Source organism: Clostridium cavendishii DSM 21758 (assembly GCF_900141845.1).
Taxonomy (GTDB): Bacteria; Bacillota; Clostridia; order Clostridiales; family Clostridiaceae; genus Clostridium_AG; species Clostridium_AG cavendishii.
The window spans coordinates 155,047-178,000 of record NZ_FQZB01000007.1 but is presented as its reverse complement, the minus strand read 5'-3'; the positions used below and the strand labels follow the sequence as shown (position 1 = coordinate 178,000).

Below are 22,954 nucleotides of genomic sequence, written 5' to 3'. Positions count from 1 at the left end.
TTTTAATAAGATATTTCATATTATAACTATGAATATATTATAAGCTTATTTTACAGTTGTAAATTCATCCCAATATGGAGTTAAAGTTGTCTTATCCCCTATAAACATATAAGTTTTCATATCTGATACATTCTTTTCTGCATTTTCATTAAAGAACATTGGATCTTTTACTTCTGGATGCTTTTTACTAATATCATTATATACTGATTCAAGTAGTGGAGCTACTAACTTTTGTTCTGGACTTACAATATTAAATTCTTCTAGATTATGATTTGCATCCTTTAATGGCAATGAAACAAAGCTAGCTCCATTTGCAGATTTTGTCCTACCACTTATATACATACCAGTTCTTAAATCAACACTACAACTTTCATCTGCACTTCTATATACAGCTAATATTGAGTCATATTGATTCATAGTTGAATTTTTAGCTATTTGACTTGATATATTCCTTGGCTCTAATGTCCATCCTAGTGCATTGCCAAATGTTAATCTATTTACAGCTTCATAGTCTACTTTAACATCCACATTAAGCCTTAATTGTCCATTTGACCATGAGTTTATAGATTTTGCCATAGCTTTTATTTGTTCTATTTCTTTATAGTGCATTGTTGTTACTTGTCTTGGATTATTAAATTTTGATACTGCTGTATCTGGTAATACTAATACTAGAACATTCCAAGTACTTCCCCCTGTAGGAACTGTTTCTGCTTTAGCTGGAATAATATTCATTGATACTACTATAAAAAATACTACTACAGCTGTTAATAATTTTTTTAGTTTCATATTTACACCCCCTATGTTTTTCAATAATATAATAGCAATTTTTATTGTAAAAATCAAACTTATTTTCAAGTTATTTACATTTATTCTCATTAATATTGATATGTTTTTTTTAATCTTCTCTCTTATTCTTAACATTCTTTTACATTAAGTCATTTTACTTAAAAATACTTATTTTACAATTAATTGAATAAAATATATAATTATATTTATATATTTTTTATTTTAATATTTAAATATTATCTTTTTATCAATAGTATATAATATCATTCTATCTTAATAGGTTAAATATTTTACCTTTGTAATATTATTTTTTATGTAATTAAAAATCAAAAAATGAAAAACTATGATTTTTGTATAATTGTTATCACAGCTTTTACATTCAACATAATGCCTAAAATCTTTCTTATTAAGATTATAAGCCTTATTAATTCTTATTTTTAAGAATTAATAAGGCTTAATTATTTTTACTTGTATGCTACTGTAAATCTACTTCTAATATGTTTTGGATTTTCAACTTCATCTAATATAGCTACAGCAAAATCTTCAAATGAAATTTTGCTATCTCCATTTTCATCTACTACTAAATAATCTCCACCAACTGAATATTTACCTGTCCTTTCTCCTGGCGCAATTAATGCTGCTGGACTTAAATATGTCCAATTTACTTCTTTTTCACTTCTATATATATCTAATGCTTTTCCATGAGCTAAGGCTATTGGCTTCCATGCTTCTGGAAAACCTTCTGTTTGAACTAATTCAATATCTCCAGGAATTTTTAAGCTTCCTGCTCCCCCCATAGCTACTAATCTGTTAATTTTTGACTTCTTAACAAGTTCTATTAAATTATTTGTAGCTTGTACTAATGTATCCTCTTCTCCATGCTTAGGACCAAATGCACTAACTAATACATCTACTCCATCTAATTTATTTTCTAAAGTTGATAAATTTAATATATCTCCTTTTATAACTGTTAATTTTTCATTAGTTTCTTGTATCTTTGATTCTCCTCTTACAACAGCAATAACTTCATGTCCTCTGTTTAAAGCCTCCTTTAATATTAAACTTCCTGCATTTCCTGTTGAACCAATTAAAGCAATTTTCATAATATAACTTCCTTTCATTTATAAATTTAATTATTTTTTAATTTTTATTATTTAAAATAGATTAGCCTTAAAAGCTATATCTTAATTTACAGAATATGAATTTAAGTATGTCCTATTATTTATATAATATTTATTTTTAACGAATTAGTTGTAATCAATATAGTTACAACAAGGATAAAAAAATTTTTAAACTTACCTAAACCAACATTTAGCGCCGAATTGTAACCAGTAAAGTTACAACTGTTTTAAAAAAAATTGAACTTTATCCTTCAATTTTCTTTTTTAAACCTGTAACTATATTTTTCATAGTTACATTTTTTAAAACCTGTTCCATAGCTTCTTGAGCACTTAAAAGTACACATTCCAATACTGATTGAATATTAGCTCCAATAGGACAATTTATATTTGGTGATTCATGAATTTGAAATAATTCTCCTTCCTGAACAACCTCTACAGCCCTATATATATCTAATAAGGTTATCTCATCTAGCTCTTTTAATAGATATGCTCCCCCAGTACCAGCTATGACATTTACTAATCCAGCTCTTTTTAACATTCCCATTACTCTTCTTATAACAACAGGATTAGTATTCACACTTCCTGCTATCCATTCAGAGGTACATAAATTCTTATCTTCCATAGATAGGATAGATAAAATATGAACTGCTACAGAAAATCTACTGCCTATTTTCATTTGTATCACCTCGTTGTAACCATTATAGTTCTAACAAGAATTAAAGTCAATAACCTTTTTTATTTTATTTTTTTAATTCTACTGAAATTTCTAAATATCCATTTTTTAACGTTCCATTAACTTCTCCACTCATCTTTTCTGCTAAAATCTTAACTATAGATAATCCTAGTCCAGTTCCTTTTTTCCCTCTTGCCTTATCACCTTTATAAAATCTTTCAAAAAGCCTTTCTACATCTATATCATCATTTTCATCAACACTATTTTTGAATTTAATCTTTACCTTTTCTTCTTCAACTAAAGATATATTAAAATCATTTGTAGCATATTTAATTGCATTTGAAATCAAATTTTGAATTATTCGTTTTAACATAAATTCATCTGCATATACAAAAATTGGTTTCTCTGAAATATTAACACTAAATTTCAAATTTGCATTTTCTATTGTTTTTATATTTCCTAATACAACATCTGATAATAGGTTGCCTAAGTTAACCTTTTTAAAATTAGGTTCTATATCATTAGAATCTAACACTGCTAATTCAAAAAAATCATCTGCTAAAATTTTAAGATCATTTGCTTTATGCTTTATAGTACTTAAGTTCTTTTCCTGCTTCTCATCTAAATTACTTCTTTCTAATAATTGAATATATCCTATTATTGAGGTGAGTGGCGTTCTAAAGTCATGAGAAATATTTCCAATTGATTCTTTTAACTTTTTTTCACTTTTAACTACCTTACACGTTAATTCATCTTTATCACTTATAATTCTATTTATCTGTGCAGCCAACTCCACGACATCCTCATTAATTAATGATAAAGAAATATTTGTTAAATCACCATTATTTATATCTTTAATTTGAGATGATATCCTTCTTATTTGCCTTTTTAAGTTATAGAGGATTATAAATAGAACTATAATAAATGCAATCAAAAATATTAGTAAAACCTCCATCTATAAACCTCCTTTGTCTTTTTATTTTAATTCTGTTCTTCTAAACATAATATATGATAGAGATAATAGGATAGATATTATTATAAGTTTAGAAATTAATACTGACGTTACTTGAGCATAACTAATACTTTTATTAACTATTACCCTTGCTTGACTGTGGGCAGTAAAATCATAAATTGTCTTCACAAAATTATTTTGAAAGCTTAATCCAGCTAAAGTGATACTCCCCATCATAAATACCAAAATAGATACACCCATTGTTTTTGTAACATCTTTACATAAAAAAGCTATAAATATCCACAAGCTTATACAACTAGCATCAAGTACCATTCTAAATAAAATTGTTTTAATTATATATATAACAGTTGATAAATCAAAACTACTTCCCCATCCGTTTAATATTGTATTAACTGTAACACTAGCAATAGGATATACTAACATTATCATCTCTGTAGCTAAAAAGAATAGAATTCCCTTGCTAAGTAAAATTTTTAGTCTGCTATGCCCTGCTGAGACCTCTTTATTTATTATCCTATTACTAAAGTCAGTTCCAATAAATAATCCAGCAAATACTGATCCCAATAACATAAGTGTTGCAATATCATACATAGAATTTTGAAAAGCTCTTTCTCCTGATATAGTACCATTTTTAATAACATTAATAATTTCTGCTATTACTGTAATAAGTGCAATAATTAAAAAGGATTTATTATGTTTTAATTTATGAAACTCTAATTTTAATAAATTAATCATTTTGTGAACCTCCTATCAATTGTACAAAATATTCTTCTAAACTATCCCCTTCAACGGATATTTGTGTTATTATTAGTCCAGCTTTTGAAAGTTCAAATGATACTTTTTTGATATCATCTAAATTATCATAAAGCTTTATAGTTCCATCATTCATAATCTTAAAATTAGTTGTATTTAATCTTTCTTCTATTACAGTTGCTCCCTTAGAAACATCATCCACTTTTATAGAAATATGCTTTTTACATTTTTCATCTAATTCTTCTAATGTAAGGTCCTCTAGCACCTTACCCTTGTTAATTATTATATAGTTAGTTGCCACTTGATAAAGTTCTGATAATATATGGCTAGAAATTATAATTGTTATACCATTTTCTTCATTAAGTTTCTTTATTAATTCTCTTATTTCTACCATTCCAATTGGATCTAACCCATTAGTAGGTTCATCTAATATAAGTAACTCTGGATTACTTAGAAGAGCCATTGCAATACCTAATCTTTGTTTCATTCCAAGTGAAAAGTTTTTAACTTTTTTCTTTTTAACATCTTCTAAGCCTACCAATTTTAATACCTTATCTATATTTTCTTTATTAGGAACCCCCCTACAAATTCTTTCTGCCTCCAAATTTTGATAGGCTGTCATAGAATTATATAATGTCGGTCCTTCTATTAAACTTCCTATCCTTTGTCTTTGTTTTTCTAAATCTTTAATTTCACTTTTAGAAAATAATTCTACTTCTCCAGCAGATTTAAAAGAAAGTCCTGTTAAAATCCTTATAAGGCTTGTCTTACCAGCACCATTTTGACCAATAAGAGCATAAATCCTACCTCTTTCTATTGTAATATTCACACTATCTAATACCACATCATTTTTATATTTCTTTGTTAGATTCTTTGTTTGTACCAATATGTTGTTTTTCATTTTGGTTCCCCCCTTCAATGATTATAGTTTACTAAGCCTTTCTAAAGTAAAGCTAAAATCATTTCTAAAGAAAATCTAAAGTTTGTACAATCTATATCCTAAGCCCCAAATTGTTTCAATATACTTTTCTTCACTATTAGCTTTTTTTAACTTATTACGTAAATTACTAATATGAGTATTCAAAGTATCATCATCACTGTAATATTCCTCTTTCCATATGCTTTCAAATATATTAGCCTTTGAAAAAACCTTATCTTGATTATTTAATAATAATTCTAAAATTTTATATTCCTTTGATGTTAGCGTTATCTCATTACCGTTTACTAAAACCTCTTTACTTTCTATATCTATATTAATATCTTTATAACTCAAGCTTTTATTTTCCTCCACCTTAGATGGATATTGTAATTCACATCTCCTCATATTACTTTCTACCCTAGCTAAAATTTCTTCTAAATCAAAAGGTTTAGTAATATAATCATCTGCTCCAAGTCTTAATAAATCTACCTTAGTCTGAACTAACCCCTTTGCTGATATTATAATAACCGGTAAATTTGAAAATTCTCTAAGTTCTCTTAACACTTCATCCCCACTTTTATAAGGAAGCATAACATCTAATATTAATAAATCAAACTTTTCATCTCTAAGTAGCTTTAATCCAGCCATTCCATTGAATGCATAATCTACTTCATATTCATTTTGTTTTAATATATCACAAATTAATTCATTTATTTCTTTATCATCTTCTACTACTAAAATTCTTTTACTCACTATTTTTACCTTCTTCATTTAAAATATAATTACTATTAATAATTATATCACATTTTTCTTTATATGAACTTTTTTGCCAGATAACTACATTGTATTAACCCAGTCTATCTGTTTTGTAAATATTTTTACACAAAAACATAATATTATTAAATTTAAACTATTTATGGTGTATAATTTAACAAGCAATGTTAAAAAAGTTTTTCACTAATAATGACTTTAGGATTGATATAACCGTATAATTAACTACAGATTATTTATACATTATAGATATATAGAAATTTAAAGGAAAAAGGGGGGAAAATATGATATCACTAATAAACATAATTATTCTTTTAGTGCTTGTAATGGTTCTATTTTTTGCTGTTATTGCAATAATACAAGGATATAAAGGTATGAAGATGAGTAAATGTTTTGATACACCTAATAAAAAAATAAAATTTGGTTATTGGCTACTTTCAGCTATACATATGTGGGTAGGCATTTTAATAACTTTATGTTATCTGATTGCAGGGGTATTTATTTTGAATAAATTATAAGGGATGTGATTTGATGAGCTTTTTAATTCTTCTACCATTTATTGCGGCTATAATTGGAATTATTATTGCTTTTATTTGTTTTATAGGAGTATGTTTGATAATTATAGGCGGCACAGGCATAGCAATGAATAAAATATACCTGAAACAGATGAAAACAAAAAATAATGTATCAAAACCTTTATTTAATATAACCTCAATAATTTTAGGAATTATATTTATATTATTACCTTTAGGATATGCTTTATCTAAGATTATTTCTTCATTATCATCAAAATAAATATAATTTATGGTTTGATATATTCTAAGAATAAGATATTCACAATTGTATAATTGTAACATAATTTTTATGTTCAGTTCTGTTATATATTTCTTATAGTATGAAGAAAAGCAGTAATAACTATCACTGCTTTTTATACTATATATTAATTATTAACTATTATTTATTTTTAAATTCAGATTTTCTAAATCAATGTTTATTCCAAATTTAAGTAATATATCAATTCACTATTACAATACCTAATCTTTCATTTTTTACAATTGCTTTCATCTCACCACCATGAAGCTTTACAATCTCTGAGGAGATAGCAAGTCCAAGGCCAGCACCTTTACTATTTCTTGATTTATCTTTCTTATAGAATCTTTTAAAAATTAATTTAGAATCATCTACACTTATCTCCTCTTCCGGCGTATTCCAAAATTCTATAAAAATTTTATTGTCCTTTTCATATAAATTTATATCTATAACAGTATTTCTCTTACTATATTTTACGGCGTTACTTAATATGTTTTCTAAAACCCTCATGAATTTATCTATATCTACTTCTCTATATAAAGACTTGTCTGCAAAATTTAAATTTAGCTCTATATCATGTTCTTTTAATTGTGGATAAAAGCCTTCACTAACTTGCCCTAATAGCTCTTGTAACTTTATTTTATATTTATTTAATTCAGTGTTTTTCCACTTTAGCTTTGAAAATTCAAAGAACTCATTTATAAGTGTTTTTAAATAAAGACACTGTTCCAGAGCAACACCAAAATATCTTTCTTTTTCCTCTTCATTATCATATTTCTTTTGCTTTATCAAATCTAAAAAGCCTAGTATTGATGTAAGAGGTGTTCTTAAATCATGTGATATGTTAAGTAAAAACTCCTTCTCATTTTCCCTATTTTCTTTTATTTCATTTCCCATATTGTTTAATGTATTTGCTAATTCTGTAAGTTCATTATTATATTTTAGTGGAATTTTCTCATTAAATCCTGTATCATATAACTTTTTTATTCCTTTGTTAATGGAAACTATATATTTTAACCTTCCCTTTGCGCATATTGCAAATACAATTGGCCATAATACTAATTGAATATATATAAATATACTTCCTCCTAGTATAACCATATCATAATTAACTATCATATATAAATTCTCATCTATTTTCTTAACTTCTTGTACACCAACTATATCATCACCATATTTTTTAACTTGTAGACTATCTTTTAAACTATTTTTATCTATACTTAATAACTTTTCATTATTATTTGAATTTAATATCTCTCCATCGGAATTTACTAAAAACACCACTGTCTTTCCTTGAAAATCATAATGAAAATTTTTATTTAACTCATAATTCATACTATCCTTTATCTTTAATTTTTCCTTATTTTCAAACATAAAATTTTCGAATCCTTTAGTATGCCTTTTATAACTTTCTAATATATATTTATCCTCAAAACTGTTAGGACATAAAAATTTATTTACCTCGGAAGTACTTATATTGAAAACCCCTAAGACAAAATACATGCCTGAATATACTAAAAAAAATGTTAAAATTGCAATAACTAAAAGTTCTAAAGTTAATGGTATTTTAATCCTCCTTTTCAATTTTATATCCAACTCCCCATACAGTTTTAATATATTTTGAATTTTTTACTGTATCATTTAATTTTTCTCTTAAATTTCTGACATGAGTTAGAAGACTATTATCACTTTCCATAAACTTTTCTCCCCATACTCTCTCGTATATTTCTTCTGAAGAAAATATTCTATCCTTGTTTCTTGCAAGTAAAGATAAAATCTCAAATTCCTTTGGAGTAAGTTTTATTTCCACTTCATCTCTAAATAATGTATGAGCTTTTAAATTCAAACTTAAATCTACTATTTTTATGACATCTGCTTCTTCTTCATTATTAATTTTAGTTCTTTTAATCATTGCTGCTATTCTTAATGAAAGTTCAACTAAGTCAAAAGGCTTGGTTATATAATCATCACAACCTGAAATAAAACCTTTTATTTTATCTTGCTGACTTTCTCTTGCAGTTAAAAATATAATCGGAATCTCTGAAACCTCTCTTATTTTTGTAATTGCCTCAAATCCATCCATATTAGGCATCATTACATCCATTAAAATAATACTAAAATTATCATTTTCTATATTCTTAATAGCCTCTCTTCCATCATAAGCCTTAACTATTTCATAACCTTCTTTAGTTAAGAATATACTTAAAAAATCAACTATGTTTCTATCATCATCTACTACTAGTATTTTATCTTTCATCTTAATCCTCCTAAAGTCCAATATATTTCTAATGTAATCAACTACCATTATACCAAAATCTATACATTTTCCTATTACTTACTCTTAGAAAAATAAGAAATCAAAATTTACTCATCAAGGATTAATAATTTAACACAAATATTTTATAAATACTTTAAGATAAAATATCTCTCTTAGTAAATACCATATTTGCTATCCCATAACATACAATTATCCATACTATAAGAATACCAATAGCAAAATAATTATTGGCATAAGCAAAGCCAAGCATTTTATTTGTTTCACCACTAATAACAAGTTCACCACTACTATAAGTAGTAAATAGAACTGAAAGTATTTTCTTTATAACACCATTCTGTCCATTAGCTAATTGTGAACCTCCAAAAATTGATAGTATTACAAAAAATATAACTGTTATGCTTATAGAGCTTGAACTTTTTTTAGTTAACGTTGATATTAATAAACATACTGCTGTACATGCTATAATGAATAATATATTTATTCCTTCACTCAATAACATAGCTTGTAACACTGAATATATTTTAAAACTATTAGTATCAGGTTTAACCCCAAACCCCAGTTTTGCGACTAAATTCTTATCATTTATATAAGCTGTATATACTCCCATAGGCTCTCTATAATCTCCAAAACCAAATCCTATTCCAATAATTAAAAATACAATTAATTTAACTAGTAAAAATGAAACTGTGCATACACATATTGCTGCAATAAATTTAGAAAATAAAACTTTCTGCCTTGAAACAGGTTTTGTTAATAAAAGTTTTATAGTTGCTGGCGTAAATTCACCCGCAATTAAATCTGAAGATATTATAGCTATTATTATTGTAATAATTAACATTCCAGTAAATATATTAACCTTAGGCATAAGACTAAATGCAGTTACTTTATTATTAGGTGTAGGCTCTATATTATTTTTTAAACTATAGTTATTCACTTCTATCTCTTGTTTATACTGAATAATTGCCTCGTCTCCATCTTTATTATCCTTTATCTTTTGTTCAATTACTTCATTATTTTTCTTTAACCTATCTTGCCATTTAAGATTACTATTTTCAATTTGAAACTGTAAATTTTTATTTATGTTCTCAATTTCTTTTATTTTATTATCTATTTCAGCTTTCTTTTTATCTGTAATATCCTTATCATTTTTTTCTTCATTAAGATTCTTTATATATTTTTCATTAGATTTTATTCTTTCCGCAGGTTTTGAGTTCATAGCATTATTATAGCTTAAAAATGTCATACCACTATATAAAATAAGAAATATACCAATAGCTATTATATATTTTTTAGACAATAGAATCTTTTTAATTTCATTCTTTATTAATTTAAACATTAGCTTCACCTCCATTCATTATCCTCATAAATTTATCCTCAAGAGTAGCTTTAACCTTGCATATATCATCAACATCTATATCATTCTTTCCTATTTCTTTTACTAGCTTTGAAAAATCTCCTATTTCTATTTCAATTAATACATCATCAGCTTCCTTAGTTACATTTCTAATAAAACTTTTGCCTGAAAAAACTTCTACTACTCTATCACATTCTTTAGTTATAAGCTTAATTTTTTCTATATCCTCTACTTCCTTAGACACATCTTCTACCGTTTGGATTACTCCTTCTTTTATCATTGCAAATCTATCACATACCAGTTCTATTTCCGATAAAATATGGGAAGATATGAAAACCGCAGTATTATTATTTTTTGCAACACTTTTTATTATCTCTCTAAAATCATGCATTCCCATTGGATCTAATCCATTAGTTGGTTCATCTAATATTAGTAACTTCGGATTTGATAATATAGCTTGTCCTAAGCCTAACCTTTGCTTCATTCCAAGTGAATATTTCTTAACCTTATCATGTATACGATCTTTTAATCCTATAAGTTCTACAACTTCATTTATTCTTTCCTTGGAAATATTCCCATATAAATCTCCATAAAATCTTAAGTTTTGCATACCTGTTAAATCGTTATACATATCTGGATTCTCAACTATACATCCAATATTACTTAAAGCTCTTACTTTATTCTTCCGTATATCATGACCATTTATTTTAACAGTACCATTAGTAGCTTTTATAAGTCCAACTATCATTCTTATAGTAGTTGTTTTACCAGCTCCATTTGGTCCTAAAAATCCAAATATTTCTCCTTCCTTTACTGAAAAACTAACATTATTAACAATTTTTCGCTTACCTATTATCTTACATAAATTATTAACTTCAAGTACATTATTATAATTCATACAGTTATCTCCTTTTATTTATTATAAAAATAATCCCATATAGTAATTATAGCTATCAAATATAAACTTTTATAAAAATAAACCTAAAGAAAAACTAAAGATTTAATTTTATACTATATAAGAAACCACCCATGTAATCGTTTCATTTGAGCAAATAAAATTATATATCTACATTTTCTTGCAACAAAGCCATTTAGAACTATTTAATTTATACGATAAATTATATATAAATATTATATATTGCTAACTGTGTTATTAATTTGAATAAAATCAATTATTGTATAAGAGGTGAAAACATGATCCCTTCCAAAAAATTACTAGTTAATCAATTAAAAATCGGAATGGTATCCGCAAAAGATATTGTTTTAAATGGAAAGATACTACTAGCTAAAGATGTTATTATTACAGACTCAATCATAAATAAACTAAAAGTAAACTATGTTGTTGATAAAATAGAGGTTTATTCAGATAATGATTCTATTAGCGCTTTAACTCTTAAAGAAAAAACAGTAGAAGAAATTGAAAAAGACTTTAACGAATTTTCTTCTAACTTAGAAAATGTATTTGATAATTTGTCTACTGTAGACCTTCCTAAAATGGTTGAAATAAGAGCTTTTATAAAAAAAGTTCAAGCAGAATTTAATTCGCCTGGAATAATTATAAAAAATATAGTTTTCTATGGAAGTAAAAATGATACAATTTATAGACATAGTTTAAACGTAACTGCTATAAGTTTTATATTAGGTAAGTGGTTAGGTCTTGATGAAAGAAACTTAAATTTACTAACTTATTCAGCGATATTACATGACTTTGGAAAAAGCCAAATAGATGAAGATATCTTGAATAAAGAAGGAAATCTAACAGATGAAGAATATGAGATTTTTAAAACCCATCCTATTGTGGCTTATAGACATATAGAAAAAATCCCATATATAAATTCCGCTGTTAGTCGTATAATACTTATGCATCACGAAAAAAATGACGGGTCAGGCTACCCTCTACAAGCTAAAGAAAACCAGATTCCTAAACTATCAAAAATAATAGCTATAGCTGATTTATTTGACCAAGTTAGCTCAGATAGATACTCGCAAAAAATTAATGGCCCTTTCAGTGCATTACAAGCTATTAAAGATGAAAGTCTTACAAAGCTTGATTATACTTATTGCGACACATTTTTAAGTCATATAGCGAACTATTATATAGGTGAAAATGTAATACTTAACAATAAAAAACAATATAAAATAATCCAAATTGACCTAAATGATTTAGAAAGACCTCTTTTACTTGATGACAATGGATTTCTTGACTTAAAAAAAGAAAAAGATCTATACATAGAGAATTTGGTTATATAAGAACAAAACCTAGCTTCTTTTGAAAAGCTAGGTTTCATTTCTTTTACTTTTTATATTTATTATTTTATTTTATCTTTAATCCAATCTATGATACTTAACTTTTCAAAAGAAAATTTAAAATATGATATAATTCTCTCTAATTCATCTTCTGTTTTTATTATAAATACCGTTATAATAGTATCTTTTGCTACACGTCTTTTAAGCATTATTTTATTTCCTGAATCTATATACTTTTCACAAATATCTTTAATATCATATATATATTGTAAATAATCTATAGTTTCATCTACTATGTATTTTCTATATAAATTAATAATATCATCTAAATATAATATATAATCATTTGAGGTTTTATTCGGTTCACCAAAAACTCTGTTCATCGCATCATAAGTAATTAACCACACATTTCCACTTCTTTTTATTTCATAGCTTTTAAACTTTTCTCTTTCAATAGCTTTTCTAATGGTAGCTCCATTTGAAAAACCCCATTTTTCAGAAGCCTCACTTAATGTCATGACCAAATCTAAGTTAATTCCATTCCCAAAATCACCCATATCAACCAACTCCATATTTTTCATTATCATTTTACAATTATTATACTAATTGCAAATTATATATTCAAGTTCTTAGCATATATATACTGTAATTTATAATAAACATCACCTACATATTTAAACTTTATAAAACTGTCTATTATATGCTATAATTATTTCAAATTATTTTTAAAGTGAGGTAAATCTAATGATAAATCTTATAACCAACTTAGATCTTAAAATACTATTAGATATTCAACAGGTTTTTAAGACACCTTTTTTAGATAAAAGCATGCCAATTATAACTTCGCTAGGTAACGCAGGTATATTTTGGATTGTGATATCTTTAATATTAATTTGTACTAAAAAACATAGATATATAGGTATATTATGTTTATGCTCCTTAATAATAACTTCATTTTTAGGAGAGGTAATTATAAAAAACATTGTTCAGAGAAATAGGCCTTTTATATTTTTGGATAATGTAAAGTTACTTATTACTCCTCCGAATAGTTATTCTTTTCCTTCTGGTCATACTGCAGCATCATTTACTAGTGCTGCTATGCTATCTCATTTTTTTAAAAAGTATAGAATAATCTTTTTCGCATTAGCTATAACTATTGCCTTTTCAAGATTGTATTTATTAGTTCATTATCCTAGTGATGTATTAGTAGGTATGCTTCTTGGTTTGTTTGGCTACTTTGCTACAATAAAACTTTTTAAACTTATTATAGAAAAAAACTATTTAAAATTTAATAAAAATTAAAATAAAGCCCTTCACTAAATCGTGAAGGGCTCTAATTTATATTTATAACTATAAATAAGTAATATCTTTATTTTTTGTAATAATGTCTATAAACGCATCTGTAATCTCAGGATCAAACTGAGTCCCCTTACATCTTTTTAATTCTTCAATCGCTTCATCATGAGTTTTTCTTATTGAATATGGTCTATTAGATGTCATAGCATCAAAACTATCTACAACCGTTAATATCCTAGCAAGATAAGGTATATCCTTTCCCTTTAATCCTGAAGGATATCCTTGTCCATCATATCTTTCATGATGATGTAATATTAAATCAGTTATACCGTTTAATGCTTCAACAGGCTTTATAATTTCCACTCCATTCATAGGATGTTGCTTTAAAATTTCCCATTCCTCATTGGTAAGCTTCATTTTTTTATTTAATATATCTTCTAAAATACTTATTTTACCTATATCATGCATATAGGCTCCATATCTTAGATTCTTTTTATCTTCTTTCTTTAATCCAAGCTTATCACCTAGTAATTTACTATAAATAACTACTCTTTCGATATGCCCATAAGTATATTTATCTTTTGCATTAATAACACTTATTAAAGTTTTTATAGAGGTAATAATTTCTATATCCTTTTCTTCTGTGTCTTTATCTTTTATATCTTTTTTTAGTTCATCTAATATAGAATAATATGCTTCAACTCTATTTCTGTTGAAAAATTTAGCTCTATAAAGTGCATCATCTGCACTTTTTATAAGTTCGACATCACAATCTGCTTTGTCAGGAAAAATTGATATTCCTATTGACGCTGTAAGTTTTCCATTAGGCTGATTTTCTTCACCCTCAAAATATGTATTTTCTATTTTTAATCTTATTCTTTCTGCTATTGCAATTGCATCTTTTTCCAAAGTATTTGGAAGTATAATTGCAAATTCTTCTCCACCATATCTTGCTACAATATCCTCTTTTCTCACACTACTTCTTAAAATAGCACCTATATTTTTTAAGACTTCATCACCTTTTTGGTGCCCATATAAATCGTTATAATGTTTAAAATAATCTATATCTATAAATATCAAAGAAATTGATTCTTTATTATCTTCACATAATTTTATACTTGTTTTTAAAGCATCTTGAAAAAATCTATGATTATATACTTCTGTAAGTCCATCTTTATTTGCTAAACTTTGAAGTCTCTCTATATATTCACTTTCAATGTTCACATACAGTCCAAGAGTCCATGATGTAAGAATAAAAATACCTACTATTATTAAATCTTTTTCAAAATATATGTTTTTCCCTGTAGTAGTACCATAAAATAAATCCATTATTAATATAATAACAGAAGAAATAGTTGCTATTAACATTCCGTGTTCCATTCCAACCTGTATTGTAGAAGTTATTATTATAAATAAAAATAAAAATTTAAATTCACTTTCATGTACACCTGTAAGAAAAAGAACAACAAAAAATATACAAACAAAAAACAAATTTTCAATTACTTGAATTCTATCAACATATTTTTCATTAAATTTATATGCAGTTGAAAAAGCCCATATTGCATAAATTAGGATTAAAATAAGTATAGAAAATATAATCATCCACATTGTAAGTGTATAATTTAAATTTTCTCTCGTAATGTTATACTTATTAATAATAAAATTAAAAATTCCCATTCCTGAAAACAGTAAAGAGGCTAATTTTACTACAGAAACTATATTATTTATCTGTTTACGTTTATCATCAATTTTTTTCATTTCTTTTTACTACCTTATATTAATATCTGCTTAAAAAAATCCATTTTACTCATTGTTATGTCCTAATCTTATAATGGTAAAAACTTGCCACAATACGCCTCCATACATAGACTATATATACAAACTCTATTAATTTTAAACAAAATATAACTAATAATATTAAATATGTTTTAACTCTTTTCTTTTCTTCAATTTAATATAATAAAGTATTATCACTACACCTAAAAGCAGTAACGCTGGCATTGAATATAGAATTTTTAACATTGGACTTTTAAATATCTTATTTATATCTTCTTTTAATACAAGTTGAATAACTAAAATATTTATTCCTTCACATAAGAATTCAATAAGTAATACACAAATACTCACTTTGATAGATTTTATAATATCAAATTTATTTATACCTACTAATATAAATATAAAACCAATTAAATTTAATATAAATACTGTTCCATTTTGAATTGGCAGAGTTCTTATAATATATACTAAAGAAGCATAACTTATACTAGACAGTAGATATCTTTTTAATTGAATAATATTTTTTGAAAAAGTATAGGCAGCCAAAAAAAACACTAAAGTTTCTGGGATACCTCTTAGTATAAATTCAGCAAATGATACTTTTAACATATGCTTTTGCTCTCCTTATAAAAATACAGATATTCTGATTATTTTTCCTATTAACATTGTTATAATTATATTTTCTATCATATAAATTTCTAACTCTTTATTAATATCTTTTATCACTGCAATATATTAATTTATAAATTGAATATATTTTTTCTTCATTTTTTTATCTATTTATCTATATAATACTATTTTTTTTGTTTTAGCGCTAGTATTTTAATTAAAGAAGCATCGTTTTTATAATTTTTTTGAATTAAATTTTAATTTAATGAAACTATTACCATTATATCCAATAATTTTATACACTTCCTCAACATATATCTTAAAATTTTATAACTAATTTCTTTAACTACAAAAAACTATATTCTTTTTCATTTTATTCTTTTTTTAAGAAAATTAATAAATAATTACACTACATTATATATACTATTATTGAACTTCATACTAAAGCCCCTACTAACAAGATACATTCATATAGTAAATCTCGTTAATAGGGGCTATTTAAAATAATTATACAATTAAATTATTACTTCACATGTAATAATATTAATTATTTCTTTGTTGCTTTATCAGTATAATCTTTCAAATCATATAATTGTTCAGACATATCTTGTTTATTTCCAAACTGTTGTTTTGTATTGTCATCTAAATTTTCTTTATTTTTATTATCATCTTTATTGCTTATATTATTATTTATATCATTAGAATCTTTCCATTCACTTTCTGAAACAAGCTTTCCATTTTCTTTAGCCCAATTCATAATTTCATTATTTGCTCCTCCACCATTACCACCTACCATTACATATCTTATTTCTCCATTATCAACTAATTTCTTAAATTCATCTAAAGTTATTGCTTTATCCGTTCCAAAAAATCCCCATGTCATTACAGATTCATCAGTTTTAATAATTATATCTGAAGCATAGCCGTTAGTCGTCGAAGTGACTAATAGATATTTCTCTGTTGTTTTATGACTTTTTAAAAATTTTATTAGCTTATCATTACTACCATTAGCCTCTCCCATATTTCCTATTCCTTGTTCTTTGTTAGATATTAATGATAAACCAGCTGCTGGAAATGTTCCTGACATTTTATAAAATATTGTAGTAGCTGAATAAACTAATGGAGTTACTAAAAGTCCTATCATAGCAATACTAATTACTAATTTTTTAAATCCTATATTATCTCTTTTAATTACATTAACTAAAACAAATAAAATTGAAGATAATCCACTTAAAATTAATACTGTTACAATTAATATCTTAACAATCTTTGAAGTATTATAATTATATGATAATATTAACATTTGAATTAAAGTATTTATCATAAGTGCTTGTGGTAAAAGCCAAGACTTCCATCCTCCTTCATTATATAAATTCCACATAGCTATTACCCCTATTCCTACTAATGCCGAAATTGGTGCAGCCATCATTGTTAAATAATACGGATGGAATAATCCTTTTGTAAAACTAAAATATATAAATTCAGGTAATAACCACATGCTCCATAAAATTAAAGATAACTTTCTTTCATTATCAATTTTTTTATTTAGCTTTTCTTTTAATGCAGCTGCTATGAATCCAAATACAGCTAGAGGAAATAACCAAATTATTTGATCTGATAAACTATTATTTGAAAATAATCTTGTAATACCTGATTGTTCTTGGCCTCCAAAAGTTCCTCCCTGCCCGCCTCCATTAGGCTTTTGCATACCTTTCCCATCTTGAGACATATTAGGAGCTTGCATACCACTTGGTGGATCACTAGGCATATTCCCATCTTTGCCTGACATTGGTGGCATTCCTTGATTGTTGTTACCATTTTGTCCTTGCATATCTTTAGTATTTTGTTCTGATGATCCATTAGGACCTCCTGGCATCATCCCATTTTGCCCTTGTGGCGCTCCTCCACCCTTAGTAGAAGTTACGCCAATACCAAGTCTTTCTAAACCGTTATGTCCTATTATAAGTTCAAGCTCTGAATTGTTAGTACTACTTCCTACATATGGTCTATCTTTGACTGGTACTAAGTCCACAATACATGCCCATGAAAATGAAACTAACAATAAAACTACTGTCCCAGCTATAAGATGAATTATTCTTTTCTTAATGGATACTGCATTAGATAAAAGGTAAGTTAAATATAAAGCAGGTAATATCATATATGCTTGAAGCATTTTTATATTAAATCCAATACCTACAATAGCTAAACTTATTAAAAGATGTTTTAAATTTCCCTTTTCAGCTGCCTTAGAAATAAATAAACAAGCTACTAATAAAGTTACTACAAGTAAGTTATCACAAGTATTATTTCTGCTTACTGCTACAAAAACTGGTGTTACTGCAAGACATAGTGCGGATATAAGGCCAGCCTTACTTCCAAAGGTTCTTTTTACAAGAACATATATTAATCCAACTGATACGACACCAGCTACAGCTTGAGGTAATATTATACTCCATCCATTATATCCAAATATTTTAGCTGATATAGCTTGAAGCCAAAATCCTAAAGGTGGTTTATCAATAGTTACAAAACTTGTTGGATCAAAAGATACAAAAAAGAAGTTTTTTAAGCTTAATGTCATACTTTTTACACCAGCAGCATAATAAAGATTCGCATATCCTTCTATACCCAAGTTACTAAAATTCAATATTGTTGATAAAATCAAAATCAATGTGAGCATAATATTTTCTTTTGTAAATTTTATATTTTTCACTATCTATACACTCCTCACTTTGTGAATATATAAAATATTTAATTTTAAAAATTAATATTCTACTATATATATTAATTCCCTTTGAAATTTTCCCTATTCTTAGTTAAATACTAAAAACTTATATGATAAAAAATTTACTATTTGAGCTATTAATGTAACCATTACTTTTGCTATATAAACATTAATATTTAAATTACTTACCAATAACCTCATTGCACCAATTGTAATAATTAACGATATTATATTGACTATTACAAATTGCAAAAATTCATATATTATTTTCTTATTAACTGACCTTTCTTTAAAAGTCCACTTTTTATTAAATATAAAACTATTTAGCACTCCAAATCCATAACCTAAAATTTGACTACCAATATACCCAATATATGTGAACTCGTTAAACATTGTGAATACTAAAAAATCTATTAAAGTATTCATAACACCTATTACACCAAATCTACTAAGAAGCTTGAATTTTCCATTAAATATATAATCATTTATATTACACACTGATTTCATATTTTTGTTCTACCTTTCTATAATTTATATTACTATCAATTATATACATAGGTCTGTTTTTGCTTTCATCAAAAATTCTTCCAATATATTGTCCCATTATTCCAAAGCTTAAAAAAATTAGTCCAAACATCATTAAGTTAGTTGTTAACAATAACCCTAAATTTAATAAACTTTGATGATTAATTATTGATTTTGTAGTCTCAAACATAAGTCCAATTAATCCAAAACCAAATATCATACCTCCCACATAACTTGTTATTGTAAGTGGTTTATATGAAAATGAAGTTATTCCATCAAAAGCTAATTTAAGCATTTTCTTAAGTGGATATTTAGTTTCTCCAGCAAATCTTTCATGTCTTACAAATTCTACTGCTGTTTGTTTATATCCAACCCAACTTACCAAACCTCTTACATATCTATTTTTTTCAGGAAGTGATTTTAATGCTTCACATACTTTTCTATCTATAAGTCTAAAATCACCTGTATCTACCGGAATATCTACACTTGTCATACTTTTTAATAATCTATAGAAAGTTTTAGCAGTAATTTTCTTAAATAAACTTTCGCCTTCTCTTTTTGCTCTTTTTCCGTATACTACTTCATAGCCTTCCTTCCACTTTTTAATCATTTTTAAAATAACTTCTGGCGGATCTTGAAGATCTGCATCAATTACAACTATGGCATCACCTTTAGCTACATCCATTCCTGCTGTTATAGCTGCTTGGTGTCCAAAATTTCTAGAAAAATTTACAAGCCTTATGTTTTCATCATTTTTACAAATAGCATCTATTTTTTCTCTAGTTGAATCTTTACTTCCATCATTTATAAATATAATTTCATAATTTTCTTTTATAGTGTCCATAACTTCTTTTAATCTTTTATAGCTTTCGTTAATAACAAGTTCTTCATTATATACTGGAACTATTATAGAATAAATTATTTTATTAATCATATTTACCACCTCATAATATTATTTTTATATTTTTAAAATTAAATTTATCTTAATATAGCTTCGTATTTGTGTTCCTTATTTAGAATTATACTTTTGAATTGTTGCTCAAATTTCAAATAATTATGTGAATTTTTTGTGATTTTAAAAAAATTAAGCCTTAAATAAATATTTCAACTTATTTTTAAGGCTTAATTTTTTAATTTATAGGATATTTAATTATAAAACTTACACCATTTTCTCTATTTATAGCTTTTATCTCTCCATTATAAAAATCTATAATTTTTTTAGAAATAGCTAATCCAAGTCCAAAATTTCCTGTTTTATCCTTATATAAATTTTCAAATATATGATTTATATTTTTTTCACTAATTTTAGGCCCATCATTATATATATCTAAAATAATAAACTCATCTTCTTTCTTAAGATTTACTTTAATCTCTCCTTTAGCATATCTAAGACCATTATCTAATATGTTCTCAATAGCAACCTGTATTTTTTCTTCATTGCCTTGTATTTGTACATTCTCCATATTTACATTCCATTTGATTTTATTATTTATAACTTCAAACCTGTTTACAATGCTGGTCATTAAATCATAAAGATTAAATTCTACATGTTCACTATTATTTTCTAATGAATATGCCAGTGTATTTAAATATAATAATTGTTTAATCTTTTTTTCAAGACTAACAGCCTCTTCTTTTATTATTTCAGCAGTCTTTTCTACTGATTCTATATACATACCGTCAATAATAGCTTCAGCATGACTCATAATTACCATAACTGGAGTTTTTAAATCATGTGATATGCTTTGTAAAAACATTTTTTCTTCCTCATCTGATCGTTTTAACTCTTTTTGCATATGATTCATAGACTCTACTAACCTTCCAATTTCATCTTTACTTTTAACCTCAAGTGGTTCTGTCCATTCTTTATTACCTACTTTCACAGCATAATCTCCAAGTTCATTTAATGGTTTTGAAATATAATTTGCTACTATTTTAGCCGTAAAAAATCCTATAGCTATAAATACAATTCCTGTTACTATTAATATATATATGAGTAAATTATCTTGCATTTCAGGCATATACGAAATTAAATATGTTCTATCTGTACTTGTACTTTTGATAGAGCTTATTAAAAAAATAAATTTTCTATTATTATGATATTCTTTAAATTCATTTTCATAAATACTATTACCTACTATAAAAGTAGCCATCCAATTTTTAGTCTCTGGGTCAGCACCCATTGGTGGGGGCATATTATTTTTTTCACTTTGCGGTGGTTCAATATTTTTTTTAAGAATATCTGAAATCTCATATTTATTATTAGAATTTATCCTTACTATAAAATGATCTGTTCCTTTAAGACTACTCAAATCTTCAAAATTCTTTGATTGACCTAAATTGCTACTTTGTAATAAAACATCATGTGCAAATTTTAGATTTTGAATTTTAGAGTTTTCACCAATCATCCTAAATGCAACTAAATATAGAAATGAAATACTGAAAATTATTATTAAATTTATAACTACAAAAGTTGCCCATATTCTCATTGCTAATGACTTAAATTTTATTTTTTTCATAATTTAATCACCAACTTATAACCATACCCATATACCGTTTCAAGATTAAGTTTTTCCATTTTCTTACGCAATCTTCTAATAGTATCGTCAATCACTCTATCAGAGCCAAAATAATCATCGCCCCATACACTAGTTAAAATTTGCTCCCTTGATACTACATTATTTTTATTCTCAATAAAATAATTTAAAAGTTCAAATTCTTTATTGGTTAGTTGAATCTCTTCTTTATCCAAAAAGATAGCCCTTTGACTTTTTATTATTTTATACGCTCCTACATTTATACCTGAATCTTGACTTTTTATTTCATTATTACCATAAATTCTTTCAATAAGCCTATTAGTTCTTATAACAAGTTCTCTAGGTAAAAATGGCTTTGATAAATAATCATCACTTCCAAGTTCTAACCCTACAACTCTATCTAACTCCTCATTTCTTGCCGACATAAAAATAACTGGGGTATTTTTATTATTTGCCTTAACAGCTCTAATAATTTCATATCCATCTGTATCAGGTAGCATTATATCTAATACCCAAAGATCTGGATTATCTTTTATTCTTTCTATTGCAGTTCTTCCATTAAAAAAAGTTTTTACTTCATAACCTTCCTTTGTTAAATATTTTTCTAATAATACGTTTAAACTTTTTTCATCTTCTACAAGATAAATTTTTTTCCCCACATTACTCACCTCAAAATCTAGTTAAATATGCTAATTTATATTATTATATCCTAAAATTCTAAGATAATTATGTGAAAATGATTTAAATTACAAATTCTTTATTACTCTATTTTAAATACTTAAGTTTATAAAAAAACATTTT

23 protein-coding genes are annotated in these 22,954 nt (G+C 25.8%); 4 read left to right on the top strand and 19 right to left on the bottom strand.

The features are described 5' to 3' along the window. Positions 1–45 precede the first annotated feature (45 nt). The 7 genes from BUB01_RS08060 to BUB01_RS08030 all read right to left on the bottom strand — a co-directional run bounded on the left by BUB01_RS08060 (position 46) and on the right by BUB01_RS08030 (position 5,978). On the bottom strand, positions 46–786 hold the full coding sequence (locus BUB01_RS08060) for a hypothetical protein (RefSeq protein WP_072986190.1): 741 nt from the start codon (positions 784–786) through the stop codon (positions 46–48). A 464-nt stretch (positions 787–1,250) separates the two neighbouring features. Next, positions 1,251–1,889 (bottom strand): NAD(P)-dependent oxidoreductase, encoded by a 639-nt coding sequence (locus tag BUB01_RS08055; RefSeq protein WP_072986189.1) that lies wholly within the window; start codon positions 1,887–1,889, stop codon positions 1,251–1,253. 262 nt (positions 1,890–2,151) lie between these two features. Beyond that, a complete protein-coding gene (locus BUB01_RS08050) occupies positions 2,152–2,583 on the bottom strand; it encodes an Rrf2 family transcriptional regulator (RefSeq protein WP_072986188.1) in 432 nt (143 codons plus the stop codon). Between the two features lie 64 nt (positions 2,584–2,647). Next, positions 2,648–3,535, bottom strand: a complete 888-nt coding sequence (locus BUB01_RS08045) for a sensor histidine kinase (protein ID WP_072986187.1) — start codon at positions 3,533–3,535, stop codon at positions 2,648–2,650. Between the two features lie 21 nt (positions 3,536–3,556). Next, positions 3,557–4,288, bottom strand: a complete 732-nt coding sequence (locus tag BUB01_RS08040) for an ABC transporter permease (RefSeq protein WP_072986186.1) — start codon at positions 4,286–4,288, stop codon at positions 3,557–3,559. Further along, entirely contained in the window at positions 4,281–5,207 is a 927-nt protein-coding gene (locus BUB01_RS08035; protein WP_072986185.1) for an ABC transporter ATP-binding protein, read from the bottom strand. The genes BUB01_RS08040 and BUB01_RS08035 overlap by 8 nt, the downstream gene beginning before the upstream one ends. 75 nt (positions 5,208–5,282) lie before the next feature. After that, the gene (locus BUB01_RS08030; protein ID WP_423231123.1) at positions 5,283–5,978 is read right to left on the bottom strand and encodes a response regulator transcription factor; all 696 of its coding nucleotides are present in this window, start codon (positions 5,976–5,978) and stop codon (positions 5,283–5,285) included. A gap of 302 nt (positions 5,979–6,280) precedes the next feature. On the opposite strand from BUB01_RS08030, the gene BUB01_RS08025 reads away from it, so the two are divergent. Both BUB01_RS08025 and BUB01_RS08020 read left to right on the top strand, forming a co-directional pair. Further along, entirely contained in the window at positions 6,281–6,514 is a 234-nt protein-coding gene (locus BUB01_RS08025; protein ID WP_072986183.1) for a hypothetical protein, read from the top strand. A 13-nt stretch (positions 6,515–6,527) separates the two neighbouring features. Further along, positions 6,528–6,791, top strand: a complete 264-nt coding sequence (locus BUB01_RS08020) for a hypothetical protein (protein WP_072986182.1) — start codon at positions 6,528–6,530, stop codon at positions 6,789–6,791. 219 nt (positions 6,792–7,010) lie between these two features. On the opposite strand, the gene BUB01_RS08015 is transcribed toward BUB01_RS08020, so the two are convergent. From BUB01_RS08015 to BUB01_RS08000, 4 genes are all read right to left on the bottom strand, one after another. Continuing rightward, positions 7,011–8,390, bottom strand: coding sequence for a HAMP domain-containing sensor histidine kinase (locus BUB01_RS08015; RefSeq protein WP_143152471.1), 1,380 nt, complete (start codon positions 8,388–8,390; stop codon positions 7,011–7,013). After that, positions 8,374–9,063 carry a response regulator transcription factor gene (locus BUB01_RS08010; RefSeq protein ID WP_072986181.1) on the bottom strand — a complete coding sequence of 230 codons (690 nt, stop codon included), beginning with the start codon at positions 9,061–9,063 and terminating at the stop codon, positions 8,374–8,376. Before BUB01_RS08010 ends, BUB01_RS08015 begins: the two co-directional genes overlap by 17 nt. Positions 9,064–9,217: 154 nt before the next feature. Next, positions 9,218–10,420 (bottom strand): ABC transporter permease subunit, encoded by a 1,203-nt coding sequence (locus BUB01_RS08005; RefSeq protein ID WP_072986180.1) that lies wholly within the window; start codon positions 10,418–10,420, stop codon positions 9,218–9,220. Then, the gene (locus tag BUB01_RS08000) at positions 10,413–11,336 is read right to left on the bottom strand and encodes an ABC transporter ATP-binding protein (RefSeq protein WP_072986179.1); all 924 of its coding nucleotides are present in this window, start codon (positions 11,334–11,336) and stop codon (positions 10,413–10,415) included. Before BUB01_RS08000 ends, BUB01_RS08005 begins: the two co-directional genes overlap by 8 nt. A gap of 296 nt (positions 11,337–11,632) precedes the next feature. Between BUB01_RS08000 and BUB01_RS07995 the strand changes: the two genes are divergently transcribed. Continuing rightward, entirely contained in the window at positions 11,633–12,688 is a 1,056-nt protein-coding gene (locus BUB01_RS07995) for an HD-GYP domain-containing protein (RefSeq protein WP_072986178.1), read from the top strand. A 59-nt stretch (positions 12,689–12,747) separates the two neighbouring features. Here the strand turns inward: BUB01_RS07995 and BUB01_RS07990 are convergent, their stop codons facing one another. Continuing rightward, the gene (locus tag BUB01_RS07990) at positions 12,748–13,266 is read right to left on the bottom strand and encodes a helix-turn-helix domain-containing protein (protein ID WP_207649984.1); all 519 of its coding nucleotides are present in this window, start codon (positions 13,264–13,266) and stop codon (positions 12,748–12,750) included. Between the two features lie 166 nt (positions 13,267–13,432). On the opposite strand from BUB01_RS07990, the gene BUB01_RS07985 reads away from it, so the two are divergent. Then, positions 13,433–13,987 (top strand): phosphatase PAP2 family protein, encoded by a 555-nt coding sequence (locus BUB01_RS07985; RefSeq protein ID WP_072986309.1) that lies wholly within the window; start codon positions 13,433–13,435, stop codon positions 13,985–13,987. Positions 13,988–14,035: 48 nt separating this feature from the next. Here the strand turns inward: BUB01_RS07985 and BUB01_RS07980 are convergent, their stop codons facing one another. The 7 genes from BUB01_RS07980 to BUB01_RS07950 all read right to left on the bottom strand — a co-directional run bounded on the left by BUB01_RS07980 (position 14,036) and on the right by BUB01_RS07950 (position 22,812). Beyond that, complete coding sequence (locus BUB01_RS07980; protein ID WP_072986176.1) at positions 14,036–15,739, bottom strand: bifunctional diguanylate cyclase/phosphohydrolase; 1,704 nt, start codon at positions 15,737–15,739, stop codon at positions 14,036–14,038. Between the two features lie 159 nt (positions 15,740–15,898). Then, positions 15,899–16,366: a hypothetical protein gene (locus BUB01_RS07975; RefSeq protein ID WP_072986175.1), complete on the bottom strand. Its 468-nt coding sequence runs from the start codon at positions 16,364–16,366 to the stop codon at positions 15,899–15,901. 547 nt (positions 16,367–16,913) lie between these two features. After that, complete coding sequence (locus BUB01_RS07970) at positions 16,914–19,079, bottom strand: glycosyltransferase family 39 protein (RefSeq protein ID WP_072986174.1); 2,166 nt, start codon at positions 19,077–19,079, stop codon at positions 16,914–16,916. 99 nt (positions 19,080–19,178) lie between these two features. Continuing rightward, positions 19,179–19,598 (bottom strand): GtrA family protein, encoded by a 420-nt coding sequence (locus BUB01_RS07965; RefSeq protein ID WP_072986173.1) that lies wholly within the window; start codon positions 19,596–19,598, stop codon positions 19,179–19,181. Continuing rightward, a complete protein-coding gene (locus tag BUB01_RS07960) occupies positions 19,582–20,550 on the bottom strand; it encodes a glycosyltransferase family 2 protein (protein ID WP_072986172.1) in 969 nt (322 codons plus the stop codon). Before BUB01_RS07960 ends, BUB01_RS07965 begins: the two co-directional genes overlap by 17 nt. Positions 20,551–20,746: 196 nt before the next feature. After that, positions 20,747–22,135 (bottom strand): sensor histidine kinase, encoded by a 1,389-nt coding sequence (locus tag BUB01_RS07955; RefSeq protein ID WP_072986171.1) that lies wholly within the window; start codon positions 22,133–22,135, stop codon positions 20,747–20,749. Further along, on the bottom strand, positions 22,132–22,812 hold the full coding sequence (locus tag BUB01_RS07950) for a response regulator transcription factor (RefSeq protein WP_072986170.1): 681 nt from the start codon (positions 22,810–22,812) through the stop codon (positions 22,132–22,134). Before BUB01_RS07950 ends, BUB01_RS07955 begins: the two co-directional genes overlap by 4 nt. Positions 22,813–22,954 lie beyond the last annotated feature (142 nt).